This window comes from Pseudomonas moraviensis subsp. stanleyae (assembly GCF_036283065.1).
GTDB classification, from domain to species: Bacteria; Pseudomonadota; Gammaproteobacteria; order Pseudomonadales; family Pseudomonadaceae; genus Aquipseudomonas; species Aquipseudomonas stanleyae.
This window is the reverse complement of the sequence record NZ_JAADJI010000004.1, coordinates 46683-60400: the sequence shown is the minus strand read 5'-3', so window position 1 is coordinate 60400 and position 13718 is coordinate 46683. Positions and strand designations below refer to the sequence as shown.

The following is a 13718-nucleotide window of genomic DNA, read 5'->3' as shown; positions in this document are numbered from 1 at the left end:
GTGAGGGGCTTCTTCTAGAGCCACTGCGCAGGATGTGAGCCCAACTCCATCGCCGGCCAATCCCACCGCACCGCCACCCCGCTGATCTGCACCGGTACGCGCAACCTCCGCGCCGGACCCCACGCGGTCTGTTCAAGCGCCGAATCCTGATCCAGCGCGTCTTCGGCCCGCAGCGGTTCAAGCATGCCCGGCCCATGCTCAATCAACAGCTTCGCCGTACGTGCCAGCGACAACCGTGCCGAACCCCCGCGTCCGTTGGCCAGTCGTTCAGTCAGCAACCTGATCGCACTCGCCGCCATCAGATACCCGGTCGCATGATCCAGCGCCTGCACCGGCAGCGGCACCGGTTTATCGCTGTGCTTCCAGCGCTGTCCGGCTTCGGCAATGCCGCTGCTCATCTGCACCAGGCTGTCGAAACCCCGGCGGTTCTGCCAGGGCCCGCTCCAGCCGTAGGCGTTGAGGCAGACGTCGATCAGTCCCGGTGCCAGTTGCCGACGGCGCTCAATACCAAATCCCAGATGTTCCAGTGCATCGGCGCGATAGCCGTGCAGCAGAATGTCGGCGTCTTTCAATAAATTCTCAAACACTGTGCGATCCGCTGGAATCCGCAAATCCAGCCGCGCACAGCGTTTGCCCACGGTCATTTCCGGAACCACGCCGGGTTCGTTCCAGCTCGGTGGATCGATGCGCAACACATTGGCGCCAAGCCCTGCGAGAAAGCGGCTGGCGGTCGGCCCGGCGAGGACGCGGGTCAGGTCCAGCACCTTGATTCCGGCCAGAGGTCGTGCGATCGAACCTTGCCACGCTGTCCGGTTCTCATCCGGCTGCTCGATAAATTGCACCAGCGGCTCGGCATTCACCGCCAGCCCTTGCGGGTGCTGCTGCCACTGCGCCCAACTGCGCATTTCAGCGGCGCAACCCTTGGCGGCGACTACCGCTTGTTGCAGATCCGCGCTGTGCCATTGTGCGACTTTCGCCGCCATCGCTACACGATCTGCGCACGCACCGAGCACGCGTTCAGCGGCGGCGCGGTGATGCGGGGCGTTGGTGTGCAGGCGGATCCAGCCGTCCCGGGTCGTATAATCGCCAGCGACCGGATCCCACAACGGCGGCACTTGCCAGCCGATCGGGCGCAGCGAGGTGGAGAACCAGAACGAGGCCAGGCGGCGGTCGACTGCAACCGCAGGCAAGTGACCGGTTTGCTGGTGGAGCAATTCGCTGACTGCTTGCCCGGCAACGGCGATGCTGGCGCAGGCCAGCTCGGTGACGGCGAATGCCGAGGGCAGCGTGCCGTCACCGTTGAAGGGGATTGGCCTGCGGGGCAGGTCGAGCGCGGTTTGGATGGACGTGAGCAGATCAGTCATCGAAGGCCCTCCGGAGCGAGAGGGCGATGATAGTGCAAAAAAATCGCGGTTTAGATGAAACCAGGATGTGAACCCATTTCCCCTGTGGGAGCGAGCCTGCTCGCGAAGGCGTCGTGTCAGCCAACACTGATGTTGGATATGACGATTTCTTCGCGAGCAGGCTCGCTCCCACAGGGATTTATGCTGGATTGTTACACGCGGAACTGATCCATCAATTTCATCTGCTGGCTCGCGAGGCTGTTGAGCTGGCTGCTGATCGCCGCTGATTCGGTGGCTTGCTCGGTGAGGGTTTCGGTGACGGTGCGAATCGCCGAGACGTTGCGGTTGACCTCTTCGGCCACGGCGCTCTGCTCTTCGGCGGCGCTGGCAATCTGCAGGTTCATGTCGCTGATCACCGTCACCGCGTCGCTGATCTTGCCCAGTGCATCGACCGCCTGACGAATCTGCCCGGCGTTGTTGTGCGCCTGGGTCTGGCTCGAGTGCATGGTCGCTACCACGCCACGGGTGCCGGTCTGGATGCGCTCGATGACGAGGCGGATTTCCTCCACCGAATCCTGCGTGCGTTTCGCCAGGTTGCGCACCTCGTCGGCGACCACGGCAAAACCGCGACCGCTTTCGCCGGCGCGCGCAGCTTCGATGGCAGCGTTGAGGGCCAGCAGGTTGGTCTGTTCGGCGATGCTGCGGATCACTTCCAGCACCGAACCGATCTGCTCGCTGTTGACCGCCAGCGCTTCGACCTCGGTCACCGCTTTGCTGACCTCGTCGGCCAGTTGATTGATGTCGCGGGTGCTGCGCTCGATGATCGCCATGCCGTCCTTCGCCGACTGATCGGCACCCTTGGCCGCGTTGGCGGCGTTCGAGGCACTGTTGGCGACGTCGTGGGCGGTGGCGCTCATTTCGTTGGACGCGGTGGCGACCTGATCGATTTCGCGGAACTGCACCTGCATGCCTTCGCTGGTCTGCCGGGCAATTTCCGAAGACTGGTCAGCCGTGCCACGGGCTTCGGTGATGCTCTGTTTGATCTGCGCGATGGTCGGTTGCAGCTTGTCGAGGAAGCGGTTGAACCAGTTCACCAGTTCGCCCAGTTCGTCTTTCTTGCTGTAATTCAGCCGCTGGGTCAGATCGCCTTCGCCGCTGGCGATGTTCTTCAACATGTCGGCGACGCTGTTGATCGGACGGGTGACGCCGGAGGCGGTCAGCCAGATCAGCAGCAGGCCGACCAGACCGGCCACGCCCGCGACCAGCAGCGCGGTGATCACGCCGGTTTGTTGCGCGTCATCGAGCACCGCTTGCAGCTTGACCGAATCGGCCAACAGCACGTGTTCGGGCAGGTCGATGACCACGCCCCAAGCGCGCGAATTGCCGATAGGATCGACTGGGTAAACCGCGCGAATCAAATCGCCCTGTTCGAGAATTTTCGCGGTGCCGCTGCCGACCAGTTGCAATACGTCCTTGCCGTCAGCGCCAAGGGTCTCGCTGATTTTTTTGCCGACCCGCGTCGCGTCAGCACTGTCAGCCGCCAGCACACCGCTGCCGGAAACAATCAACATGTGCCCGGCGTTGTTGAACAGGCTGCGTTGCGAGTCGACGGCGGCGGCTTGCAAGGCATCGAGCGCGATGTCGACACCAACCACGCCGATGGCTTTGCCGTCGATCAGCAGCGGTACGGAAATGGTCGTCATGAGCATTTCCTTGCCGCCGACGGTGTCGGCATACGGGTCGAGCAGGCAGGTGCGCTTGTTGTCGCGAGGGCAGGTGTACCAACTGTTGTATGGCGTGCCGCTGACGCTGAGGGTGGTTTTGGTCAGGTCATCTTCGACCATGATCGTGTTCAGCGCGGCGCCGGCGGCACGGCTCCAGTACGAAGCGAAGCGCCCGGCTTCGTTGGATTGGCGTGCAGCGTCGTTGGCGAATTCGCTGTCCTTGCCGTCGAGGCCGTCGGGTTCGAAAGCCAGCCAGATGCCCAGCACTTTGTCGTTGCGCTCGAAGGCGGTTTTCAGGTTCTGGTTCAACTCTTCACGAACCGCACCGGCTTCGAGCGAACGCTTGGCCGCCATCGCCCGCAGATCCTTGATCTGGTCGGCGAGGGCGGTGACCACCAGCAGGCTTTCGCCAAAGGTTTTCTGCACGCGCACCGCTTGCTCGGCAGCCTTGGCCTGCAACAGGTTCTGCACGCTGGCGGTGAGCAACTGGTTGCTGGATTGACTGACCAGTTCGTCGTTCTGGTTGGTCTGGTAAATGTTCATGCTGACAATCAGCGCCACCACTCCGAGCAGGCACAGGCCGGAGAGCAGGACGATTTTCAGGCGAATGGACAGAGCGTCGAACATGGGGCGATCTCGCGAATGGAATAAACAGGTGGCCTGGGCCGCAGCCCGGTTTGCCAAATCCATTCAGCGCCATTCAATGCTCATCGGCGTCAAGCGAGACGGCATGAGGCGCTCGCCGACAGACGGTCGCAGCTAAACGTTTGCGCAGGGGAAAGTGCTGAAAAGTCTTTAATTACAGGAATGTTTCGTGACGGCAGCGGCTGTTTCCGGTCGCGACCAGATCCACAGATTGCCCAAGCCCATCCCGGCGATCGCCAGATAGATCGGCCAGCCGTGATCGAGCAGCACCAGCATCAACGTTGCGCACAGCAGCATGCTCACGGTGGCACTGAGCTTGGCCTTGCGCGCGATGATCTTGCCGTTGCGCCAGTTACTGAGGATCGGCCCGAACAGACGATGGTTTTCCAGCCAGGCACTCAGGCGCGGCGAACTGCGGGTCGCCGCCCACGCGGCAAGGAGGATGAACTCGGTGGTCGGCAGGCCGGGCACGACAATGGCGATCAGGCCAATGCCGAGGCTGACATAGGCCAGCAGGGCGAACAGCAGACGGACGAGTTTTGATGGGGCGGGTGCGGGCATGGGCTCAGCGGCGGCTTCTGGAGCGGAACGGGGATCTTACAGACTTACGGCAACCCCTGTAGGAGCTGCCGAAGGCTGCGATCTTTTGATGTTGCTTTGAAGATCAAAAGATCGCAGCCTTCGGCAGCTCCTACACCGGTTAAGCGTGGCTCTCAGGCAGGTTCGGCTTCGACGGCATAAGCCCGTTCCAGCAACACGGTGAAGCGGTTGAACGCATCCAGCGCGCCTTGCTCCACTTCGGCTTCTTCCTCTGCCGTGAACTGCAGCGCGTCGAGGGTGCGCACAAAGCTCTTCCAGCCCTCGGCACGGCCACCTTGCGGTTCGGCCAAATGCCTGGCCCCAAAGGTTTCGCTCAACTCCAGCGCCACCGCGCGTTTGATCAAAAACGCCGCGCCAAGCTTGGAACCCTCCGAAACAAAGATCCAGCCCAGTGCGCGCGCCTTGCTCGGGTTTTTCAGGGCGCCGGCCACCGGGGCCGGGACTTCGCTGTCGAGGTCGGCGAGGTCAGCCTTGGCCGCTTCGGCGCGGCAGCGGGCCGGCAGGTCGGGGACGATCGCGGTCAGTTCAGCATCGTTGTACAGCTCGACCAGTTCCGCCTGGAACAGGTATTGCGCAACGACGAAACGGGCGAAGCTGGCGCGGGTTTCGAATGGTGCGTGGGCTTTGACCAGCGCATCGAGTTTGCTGTGCGGCTCATGGGTGATCTGGTTCAGGCGTTGCGAACGCAGGGCTTTTTCCGAGGCAGTCATTGGGGGTGTCCTTGATAAATGAGGCGCTTGATAACAAGACGTACGGGCGGGCGCCGGACAGTAAAAAAACCTCACTGCGCGGCGATAACGTGCGCAGTGAGGCCGGCGGGATCAGATGTCCCAGATCAGATTGATCGCGAAGTTGCGTCCCGGTTGGGTCAGGCGATCGAGGTTGGCCGGTTGCGTCACCGAGGCTTCGCCGACGCTGTCGTAACCGCGCACGTCATCCCACAGCCAGTATTTCTTGTCGGTGAGGTTGTAGAGGCCGCCGCTGACGGTGACGTCGTTGGTGACTTTGTAGTAGCCGGCCAGATCGAGAATGCCGAAGCCCGGGGTCTTGAACTGACTGCTGACGCCGTCCGGCGATTTGAAGTTGCTGTCGTCGACACGGTCCTTCTTCTTCACCACGGTCCAGCTCAGCAGGCCGCCGTAGGTGTCCTGGTCGTAACCGAGGCCGAACACGCCGGTGAGCGGGTTGACGCTGTTGATCGGCTCGCCGTTGTCGTTGTTGCGCCCGTAGGCGTAGGCGATCGAGCCTTGCGTGTAGAGGCCTTGCGGCGCGCCGAAGGCATCCAGATTCAAGCGACCTTTGACTTCCGCGCCCTTGATCGTGGCGCGCTTGATGTTGTGGCTCTGGAAGGTCAACTGGTCATCACCCGGCTTGACCGCGTCCTCATTGATGAAGTCGCGGTACTTGTTGTAGAACACCGCGACGTCGAACGAACCCTGCTCGAAATTGCCGCGCAGGCCGGTTTCGAAGCCTTTGCTTTTTTCCGGCTCAAGGTCGGAATTGGGCGCCACGGTGTAGCCGCTGGTGTTGTTCTCGAAACGCCCGTACAGGGCTTTCGCCGTCGGCGTGCGGAAGCCTTCGGCGTACTGGCCGTACCAAGTGTAGTTTTCCGTCAGCGCATAGGTCAGGCCGAATTTCGGCGAGACTTTGTGCCAGGTCTTGTTCTTGTCGCTGACCGTGCCTTTGCCGTCGGCATTCACGGTGTTGAGGAATTCCTCGGTGATGTGCGGCTTGAGCTGGGTGTAGTCGTAGCGCAGGCCCGGCAGGAAGGTCCAGTCGTTCCAGCTGATCTGATCCTGAGCGAACAGGCTGTAAGTGTTGATGGTCGGATCGGGGAAATCAGTGGCCTTGGCCAGCACGTCCGCCGCGCTGGTCGCGCCAATCGCCGTGCAGCCGCGACCGACCGCCACGCACGTGCCGTCGCCGCTGCGCGAGCCGGTGACTTTCTGCTGTTTGATGGTGGTGCCGTAAGTCAGCAGGTGATCGGTGTCACCGATGGCGAACGCCTTGTCCAGTTGCGCGTCGAACACCCACTGCTTTTCCTCGTAGATCGTGTCGCGGGTACGCAGTACTTTACGAGTGATCGGGAAGTAATACTCTTCGGTGCTCTGGTCGGTCTTGGCGATCTGGTGGTTGAGGCTCCACTTCACGTTATCTGCCAGCAGGCTGTCGAGGGCGAACGAGTGTTCGATGCCAAAACGCTCGCGGGTGATGGTGTCGTTACCGGTGCGCCACTGGTACATGCCGCCGGGCAGAACGCTGCTTGGAATAGTCGGCGCGCCGTTGAAGTACGGGCCGCCGTAGGCACTTTTCTGATCGGTGTCGCGATCGTCCTTGTATTTCTCGTAGGTCAGGCCCAGGCGCGAATCGTCGTTGTAGTTCCAGCCGAGCTTGGCCAGCACGTTGCTCGTGCGCACGTCTTCCGGGTTGGCGGCGGTGCGGTCCAGACCGGTGCCGTTGTGGCTGCCGAAGGATTCGCTTTCGTGACCGTCGCGCTGGCTGTAATGCAGCAGACCGTCGAACTCACCGCTGCGCCCGGCGACGGTGGCGGATTTCAGCCAGCTGTCGTCGGCGGAGCTGTAGCCGCTTTTCAGACGTGCGCCGACATCCTTGCCCGGTTTGATGATGTCGTCGGCGTCCAGCGTGTAATAGCTGACCGCGCCGCCGATGGCGTTGCTGCCGTACAGCACCGAGGCCGGGCCGCGGAGGATTTCGACGCGCTTGACGATTTCCGGGTCGACGTAATTGCGCTGGCTCTTGGCGTATGGGCCGTTGAAGAAACCGTTGGGGATTTCCACGCCGTCGACCTGGGTCAGGATGCGGTCGCCGTCGATACCGCGAATGTTGTAGCCGCTGATGCCGCCGCGCTGGCCGGCGCCGCCGACGGAAACGCCCGGCTCGTAGCGCACCAGATCCCTGATGGTGTTGACGTTGTTGCGATCGAGTTCAACGCGATCATGCACGCTGACTGTTGAAGGCACGCTGTTGACCGACTGTTCCTGGCGGGTGGCGCTGATGGTCACCTGATCGAGATTCAGCGTGCCGCTGCCGCTGCGTTTTTCCAGCACGATGTTGTTGTTGCCCAGCTTGCGAAAGCTCAGGTTGGTCCCCACCAACAGGCGCTCCAGGGCTTTCTCCGGCGGCAGCGAACCGCGCACGCCGGGCGATGAAACGTTCTGCCCCAGCTCTGCCGGCAAGCCGACCTGCCAACCGGTCACGGCGGTAAAGGCGTTCAGTGCCGAGACCAGCGGTTGCTGGCCAATGGCGAACGCGTAATTGCCCATGTTGCGCGCCGGTTGCTCGGCAGCTGCCAGCAGCGGCGCGGTGCTGGCCATGAGAATGGCCGCGGTCAGCAGCGACAGTACGCGGGAAGGGGAAGAGGTCTGGCGGGTAAGGCGTGAGGACATCGATAGCGCTCCGTGTCGCACGAATCTTTATAGGTGCTGATCGGCATGGTTAGATGCGAATCAATTGCATTGGCTATAACGAGACGTACTACCGTTGGCTATCGAGTAAAAATAATTCTCATTTAGTTCAAGATCACCAGCGCCGGGAATTCCTGCAGTCGCGCCGAGGTGATGTGGGCGAGGGAGCGGACCACGTCGAGCGGCTGGTCGAGACGGTAATTGCCGGTGACGGCGACGTCGGCCAGTTGCTCGTTGTTGTTGATGATCCAGCCCGGATAGTAGCGGCGCAGCTCGGCGAGCACCTGGTTCAGCGGACAGTTCTCGAACACCAGGCGGCCTTCAACCCAGGCCAGATCGGTATTGCTGTCGAGTTTGGCCGGGCGATCAAAACCGTTGGGGCCGATGCGAATGCTTTCCCCAGCACGCAGGCGCACGCGGGCATCGTTGTGGGTGGCGCGCAGATCGACATCGCCGCGCTGCACATTCACTTGCGCGACCCCGTCGAGATTGCGCACGGCAAATGCAGTGTCGTGCACACTGGCCGTTACCGGGCCGGCGTCGATCTCCAGCGGCAGATTGCGCCCGCTGGCAATCTCGAAAAACGCCTCGCCTTGAAACAGCCGGGCCACGCGTTGCTGGTCATTGATGGTGCTGGAGAATGCCGAATTGGTGTTGAGCAGAACCTTCGAGCCGTCCTCCAGTTGCAAGCGCTGGCGCTCGCCGACCACGGTCAGATGATCGGCCTGCAGACGCATCGGCAGGTTGCTGAAACTGAACAGCCCGAGCACCAGCACCGCAGCAGTGGCCAGCGGTTTCCAGTGCGGACGCAAGCGTTTGAGGAAAGTGATCTTGGCCGGTTTTGCTGCCAGGGCTTCGGCGCACAGCGCGACTTGCGGGCCGTCCCAGATCGCCTGGGCCTTGGCGAACGCCTCGGCATTCAACGGATCAGCCGCCAGCCAGGCATGAAATTGCCGGGTCTGTTCCGCGTCCGGGCTGCCGAGCACGATGAGCCAGTCCAGCGCCTGGTCCATTGCTGCTGCAGCGTCCCGCGCCGAATCGGGCGAAGGCGAGCGGTGGGTATCCGTCACGGTGGTTCCTCGGGGCTTCTGGCGAGAAGCAGTTTCTAGCTTCAAGCTGCAAGCTGCAAGCTGCAAGCCGGATGCCTTACTGCTTTTTGTTTTTACTTGTAGCTTGCAGCTCAAAGCTTGCCGCTGCTGTTATGTCGTTCGGCGACGCCGATGCAGATCGACATGATCAGTTTCAGTTCTTTCTGCACGGTGCTCAGCGACACGTTCAGTTCGTCGGCGATTTCCTGATAACTGTGCCCGTGCAGGCGGCTGAGGATGAAGATCTGCTGCTGGCGCGGGCTGAGTTGGCTGAGGCTCACGTTCAAACGCTCCAGCAGTTGTTCGGCGTGGGCGGCGTCTTCGGCGCTGCTGGCGGGCGCGGCGATGCTCTGCACCACGGCTTGGGGAACGTCATCGACCATGGTTCGCGCATGGATCTTGCGCGCACGCAAATGATCCAGCGCCAGATTGCGCGCGGTCTGGAAGACAAAGGGTTCAAGGTGATCGATGGCCCGCTCGCTCAACGCCCGGGTCACGCGCAGGTAGGTCTCCTGCAACAGGTCTTCAGCGGTGCTGTGATTGTTGACCATCCGTTCCAGCGTGCGCAGCAGGGAAGTGCGCTGGGCGAGGAAGACGTTGTTGAAGCGCGATTGACTCACGGGAGGACCTGATCCATTTCGAGCGAATGATAATGCTTATCATCCAACTGAATGGTCAAGCGCTGATTTCATCGATTGCAATGCATATCCCTGTGGGAGCGAGCCTGCTCGCGAAGGCGTCGTGTCAGTCAATTCCATATCCACTGACAGAAAGCTTTCGCGAGCAGGCTCGCTCCCACAGGTTTGGGGATATCCGCAATTATTCGGCGTTACACAACGCCAGGCAGTTATCCAGCATGCGGTTGGAGAAGCCCCATTCGTTATCGTACCAGGCCAGCACCTTGAGCAACTTGCCGCTGACTTTGGTGTGGTTGGCGTCGAAGATCGACGACAGCGGGTTGTGGTTGAAGTCGCTGGAAACCAGCGGCAAGGTGTTGTAACCGAGAATTTTCGAATGCTGGCTGGCCGCTTTCAGCAGTGCGTTGACTTCGTCGGCACTGGCTTCTTTCTTCAGTTGCACGGTGAGGTCGACCAGCGAGACGTTGATCACCGGCACACGCACGGCCATGCCGGTCAGTTTGCCGGCCAGTTCCGGCAGCACCAGGCCCACCGCTTCGGCAGCGCCGGTCTTGCTCGGGATCATGTTCTGCGTGGCCGAACGGGCGCGGTACGGGTCGCTGTGATAGACGTCGGTGAGGTTCTGGTCGTTGGTGTAGGCGTGAATGGTGGTCATCAAGCCGCTTTCGATACCCAGCTCGCGATGCAGCACCTGCGCCACTGGCGCGAGGCAGTTGGTGGTGCACGAAGCGTTGGAAATGATCTGGTGCGACTGGCGCAGAATGTCGTGGTTGACGCCGTAGACGACGGTGGCGTCGGCGCCTTTGGCCGGCGCTGAGATGATCACCTTGCGGGCGCCGGCGCTGATATGCGCGGCGGCTTTGGCGCGGTCGGTGAACAGACCGGTGCATTCGAAGACCACGTCGATTTTTTCCGCGGCCCATGGCAGGTCGGCCGGGTTACGAATGGCGCTGACCGCAATGCGGTCGCCATTGACCGTCAGGCTTTCGTTATCGTGGGCAACTTCGGCGTCGAAAGTGCCGTGGACGGTGTCGTATTTGAGCAGATGGGCATTGATCGAACTGTCACCCAGATCGTTGATCGCGACGATCTGCAGGTCCTGACGATAGCCTTGGGTATACAGTGCGCGCAGCACATTACGGCCGATGCGGCCAAAACCATTGATTGCGATTCGAAGAGTCATGGAACAGCGCCGCCGTCGTTTTGTTGTTGGAATTACAAGATTATTCGCATAAAAATAGAAAACAAGCCTTTTTAGTGGCAATATTTTGTTTTATCTACAACGAGTGACCTGAATCAACTGGTCCGAATGGTCAAAGAAACCGTCTGTCATTCCAACAACAACGGCGTTTGACCAGCATAGACAATCAGGTCGCCACATCCGTTAGCCTGGAGTTCTACACATGCATCCCCGCGTTCTTGAGGTCACCGAACGGCTTATCGCCCGCAGCCGCGCCACGCGTCAGGCTTACCTTGCATTGATTCGCGGCGCGGCCACCGACGGCCCGATGCGCGGCAAGCTGCAATGCGCCAACTTCGCCCACGGCGTGGCCGGTTGCGGCAGCGAAGACAAGCACAGCCTGCGGATGATGAACTCGGCGAACATCGCCATTGTGTCTTCGTATAACGACATGCTCTCGGCGCATCAGCCGTACGAAGTTTTCCCCCAACAGATCAAGAATGCCCTGCGCGAAATCGGCTCGGTCGGCCAGTTCGCCGGCGGCACTCCGGCGATGTGCGACGGCGTGACCCAAGGCGAGCCGGGCATGGAACTGAGCCTGCCGAGCCGCGAAGTGATCGCCATGTCGACTGCCGTGGCGCTGTCGCACAACATGTTCGACGGCGCGCTGATGCTCGGCATCTGCGACAAGATCGTGCCGGGCCTGATGATGGGCTCGCTGCGCTTCGGTCATCTGCCGACCATTTTCGTACCGGGCGGGCCGATGGTGTCGGGGATTTCCAACAAGGAAAAAGCCGACGTTCGCCAGAAGTACGCCGAAGGCAAGGCGACCCGCGAAGAGCTGCTGGAATCGGAGATGAAGTCCTACCACAGCCCGGGCACCTGCACTTTCTACGGTACCGCCAACACCAACCAGTTGCTCATGGAAGTCATGGGCCTGCACTTGCCGGGCGCCTCTTTCGTCAACCCGAACACGCCGCTGCGCGACGCGCTGACCCGCGAAGCCGCGCATCAGGTGACGCGCCTGACCAAGCAGAACGGCAACTTCATGCCGATCGGCGAAATCGTCGACGAGAAAGCGCTGGTCAACTCCATCGTTGCCCTGCACGCCACCGGCGGTTCGACCAACCACACTCTGCACATGCCGGCCATCGCCATGGCGGCGGGCATTCAACTGACCTGGCAGGACATGGCCGACCTCTCCGAAGTCGTCCCGACCCTGAGCCACGTCTACCCGAACGGCAAGGCCGACATCAACCACTTCCAGGCGGCTGGTGGCATGTCGTTCCTGATCCGCGAACTGCTTGGCGCCGGTCTGCTGCACGAAGACGTCAACACCGTGCTCGGCCACGGCCTGAGCCAGTACACCAAGGAGCCGTTCCTCGATAACGGTGAGCTGGTCTGGCGCGAAGGGCCGACCGACAGCCTCGACGAAAACATCCTGCGTCCGGTGTCCCGTGCGTTCTCGCAAGAGGGCGGCTTGCGAGTGATGGAAGGCAACCTCGGTCGCGGTGTGATGAAGGTTTCTGCCGTTGCGCTGGAAAACCAGATCGTCGAAGCCCCGGCGATGGTCTTCCAGGACCAACAGGACTTGGCGGACGCATTCAAGGCCGGTCTGCTGGAGAAGGATTTCGTTGCCGTGATGCGCTTCCAGGGCCCTCGCTCCAACGGTATGCCAGAGCTGCACAAGATGACGCCGTTCCTCGGCGTGCTGCAGGATCGCGGCTTCAAAGTCGCGCTGGTTACCGACGGGCGTATGTCCGGCGCCTCGGGGAAAATCCCCGCGGCGATCCACGTCAGCCCCGAAGCTTATGTCGGTGGTGCTTTGGCGCGGGTGCAAGAGGGCGATATCATCCGCGTCGATGGCGTCAAAGGCACCTTGGAACTGAAGGTCGACGCCGCCGAATTTGCAGCGCGCGAACCTGCCAAGGGCCTGTTGGGCAACAACATTGGCAGCGGCCGCGAGCTGTTTGGCTTCATGCGCATGGCCTTCAGCTCGGCGGAGCAGGGCGCCAGCGCCTTCACTTCTGCCCTGGAGACGCTTAATTGAAACTGGCTTTGGTCGGTGACATCGGAGGCACCAACGCGCGGTTCGCGTTGTGGCAAAACCAGCAACTGCAATCGGTTCAGGTGCTGGCCACAGCCGACTTCGCCACGCCGGAAGAGGCGATCGGCCTGTACCTGAGCGGGCTCGGCCTGACGCCGGGTTCGATCGGTTCGGTGTGCCTGTCGGTGGCCGGCCCCGTGAGCGGCGATGAATTCAAGTTCACCAACAATCACTGGCGGCTGAGTCGCAGCGCGTTCTGCAAGACCTTGCAGGTCGAGCAGTTGTTGCTGACCAACGACTTCTCGGCGATGGCACTGGGCATGACCCGTTTGCAGCCCGGCGAATTCCGCGTGGTCTGCGAAGGCACGCCGGAGCCGTTGCGCCCGGCGGTGGTGATCGGCCCGGGCACTGGCCTGGGTGTCGGCACCTTGCTCGATCTCGGCGACGGGCGCTTTGCGGCGCTGCCGGGCGAGGGCGGCCACGTTGATCTGCCGCTGAGCAGCCCGCGCGAAACGCAATTGTGGCAACACATCTACAACGAAATCGGCCATGTCAGCGCGGAAACCGCGTTGAGCGGCGGCGGCTTGCCGCGCCTTTACCGGGCAATCTGCGCGGTGGATGGTCATGAGCCAAAGCTTGAAACGCCGGAAGCAATCACCGCCGCCGGTCTGGCCGGTGACCCGATTGCCCTGGAAGTGCTCGAGCAGTTCTGCTGCTGGCTCGGTCGCGTTGCCGGTAACAACGTGCTCACCACCGGCGCGCGCGGCGGCGTGTTTATCGTTGGCGGGGTGATTCCACGCTTCGCCGATTTCTTCCTCGAAAGCGGCTTTGCCCGCTGCTTCGCCGACAAGGGCTGCATGAGCGATTACTTCAAAGGCATCCCGGTGTGGCTGGTGACGGCGCCGTATTCCGGCCTGGTCGGCGCCGGCGTCGCCCTGGACCAGGCAATCCGAACCTGAGATGCAATCACCCCTGTGGGAGCGAGCCTGCTCGCGAAAGCGGTGTATCAGTCAGCAAATGTGTTGAAG

Annotated in this window: 10 protein-coding genes and 1 pseudogene; 2 read left to right on the top strand and 9 right to left on the bottom strand. The window is 61.7% G+C overall.

Annotated features, from left to right (window positions below; translation table 11 throughout):
- Positions 1 to 14: 14 nt before the first annotated feature.
- The 9 genes and pseudogenes from GXB78_RS07755 to gap form a co-directional block, all read right to left on the bottom strand.
- The gene (locus GXB78_RS07755; RefSeq protein WP_329514987.1) at positions 15 to 1364 is read right to left on the bottom strand and encodes a CoA transferase; all 1350 of its coding nucleotides are present in this window, start codon (positions 1362 to 1364) and stop codon (positions 15 to 17) included.
- A 191-nt stretch (positions 1365 to 1555) separates the two neighbouring features.
- Positions 1556 to 2311 (bottom strand): methyl-accepting chemotaxis protein, encoded by a 756-nt coding sequence (locus GXB78_RS28120; RefSeq protein ID WP_455710272.1) that lies wholly within the window; start codon positions 2309 to 2311, stop codon positions 1556 to 1558.
- Positions 2312 to 2413: 102 nt separating this feature from the next.
- A pseudogene (locus GXB78_RS28115) lies at positions 2414 to 3421 on the bottom strand (PDC sensor domain-containing protein); the annotation flags it as partial.
- A 441-nt stretch (positions 3422 to 3862) separates the two neighbouring features.
- Complete coding sequence (locus GXB78_RS07745) at positions 3863 to 4273, bottom strand: YbaN family protein (protein WP_329514985.1); 411 nt, start codon at positions 4271 to 4273, stop codon at positions 3863 to 3865.
- A gap of 152 nt (positions 4274 to 4425) precedes the next feature.
- On the bottom strand, positions 4426 to 5022 hold the full coding sequence (locus GXB78_RS07740) for a biliverdin-producing heme oxygenase (RefSeq protein WP_329514984.1): 597 nt from the start codon (positions 5020 to 5022) through the stop codon (positions 4426 to 4428).
- 111 nt (positions 5023 to 5133) lie between these two features.
- Complete coding sequence (locus tag GXB78_RS07735) at positions 5134 to 7719, bottom strand: TonB-dependent receptor (RefSeq protein WP_329514983.1); 2586 nt, start codon at positions 7717 to 7719, stop codon at positions 5134 to 5136.
- Positions 7720 to 7841: 122 nt separating this feature from the next.
- The gene (locus GXB78_RS07730) at positions 7842 to 8807 is read right to left on the bottom strand and encodes a FecR family protein (RefSeq protein ID WP_329514982.1); all 966 of its coding nucleotides are present in this window, start codon (positions 8805 to 8807) and stop codon (positions 7842 to 7844) included.
- A gap of 110 nt (positions 8808 to 8917) precedes the next feature.
- Positions 8918 to 9445: an RNA polymerase sigma factor gene (locus GXB78_RS07725; protein ID WP_329514981.1), complete on the bottom strand. Its 528-nt coding sequence runs from the start codon at positions 9443 to 9445 to the stop codon at positions 8918 to 8920.
- Positions 9446 to 9644: 199 nt separating this feature from the next.
- Entirely contained in the window at positions 9645 to 10646 is a 1002-nt protein-coding gene (gene gap / locus GXB78_RS07720) for a type I glyceraldehyde-3-phosphate dehydrogenase (RefSeq protein ID WP_016773526.1), read from the bottom strand.
- Between the two features lie 220 nt (positions 10647 to 10866).
- Between gap and edd the strand changes: the two genes are divergently transcribed.
- Entirely contained in the window at positions 10867 to 12693 is a 1827-nt protein-coding gene (gene edd / locus GXB78_RS07715; RefSeq protein ID WP_071173347.1) for a phosphogluconate dehydratase, read from the top strand.
- On the top strand, positions 12690 to 13649 hold the full coding sequence (locus GXB78_RS07710) for a glucokinase (protein ID WP_329514980.1): 960 nt from the start codon (positions 12690 to 12692) through the stop codon (positions 13647 to 13649). Before edd ends, GXB78_RS07710 begins: the two co-directional genes overlap by 4 nt.
- Positions 13650 to 13718 lie beyond the last annotated feature (69 nt).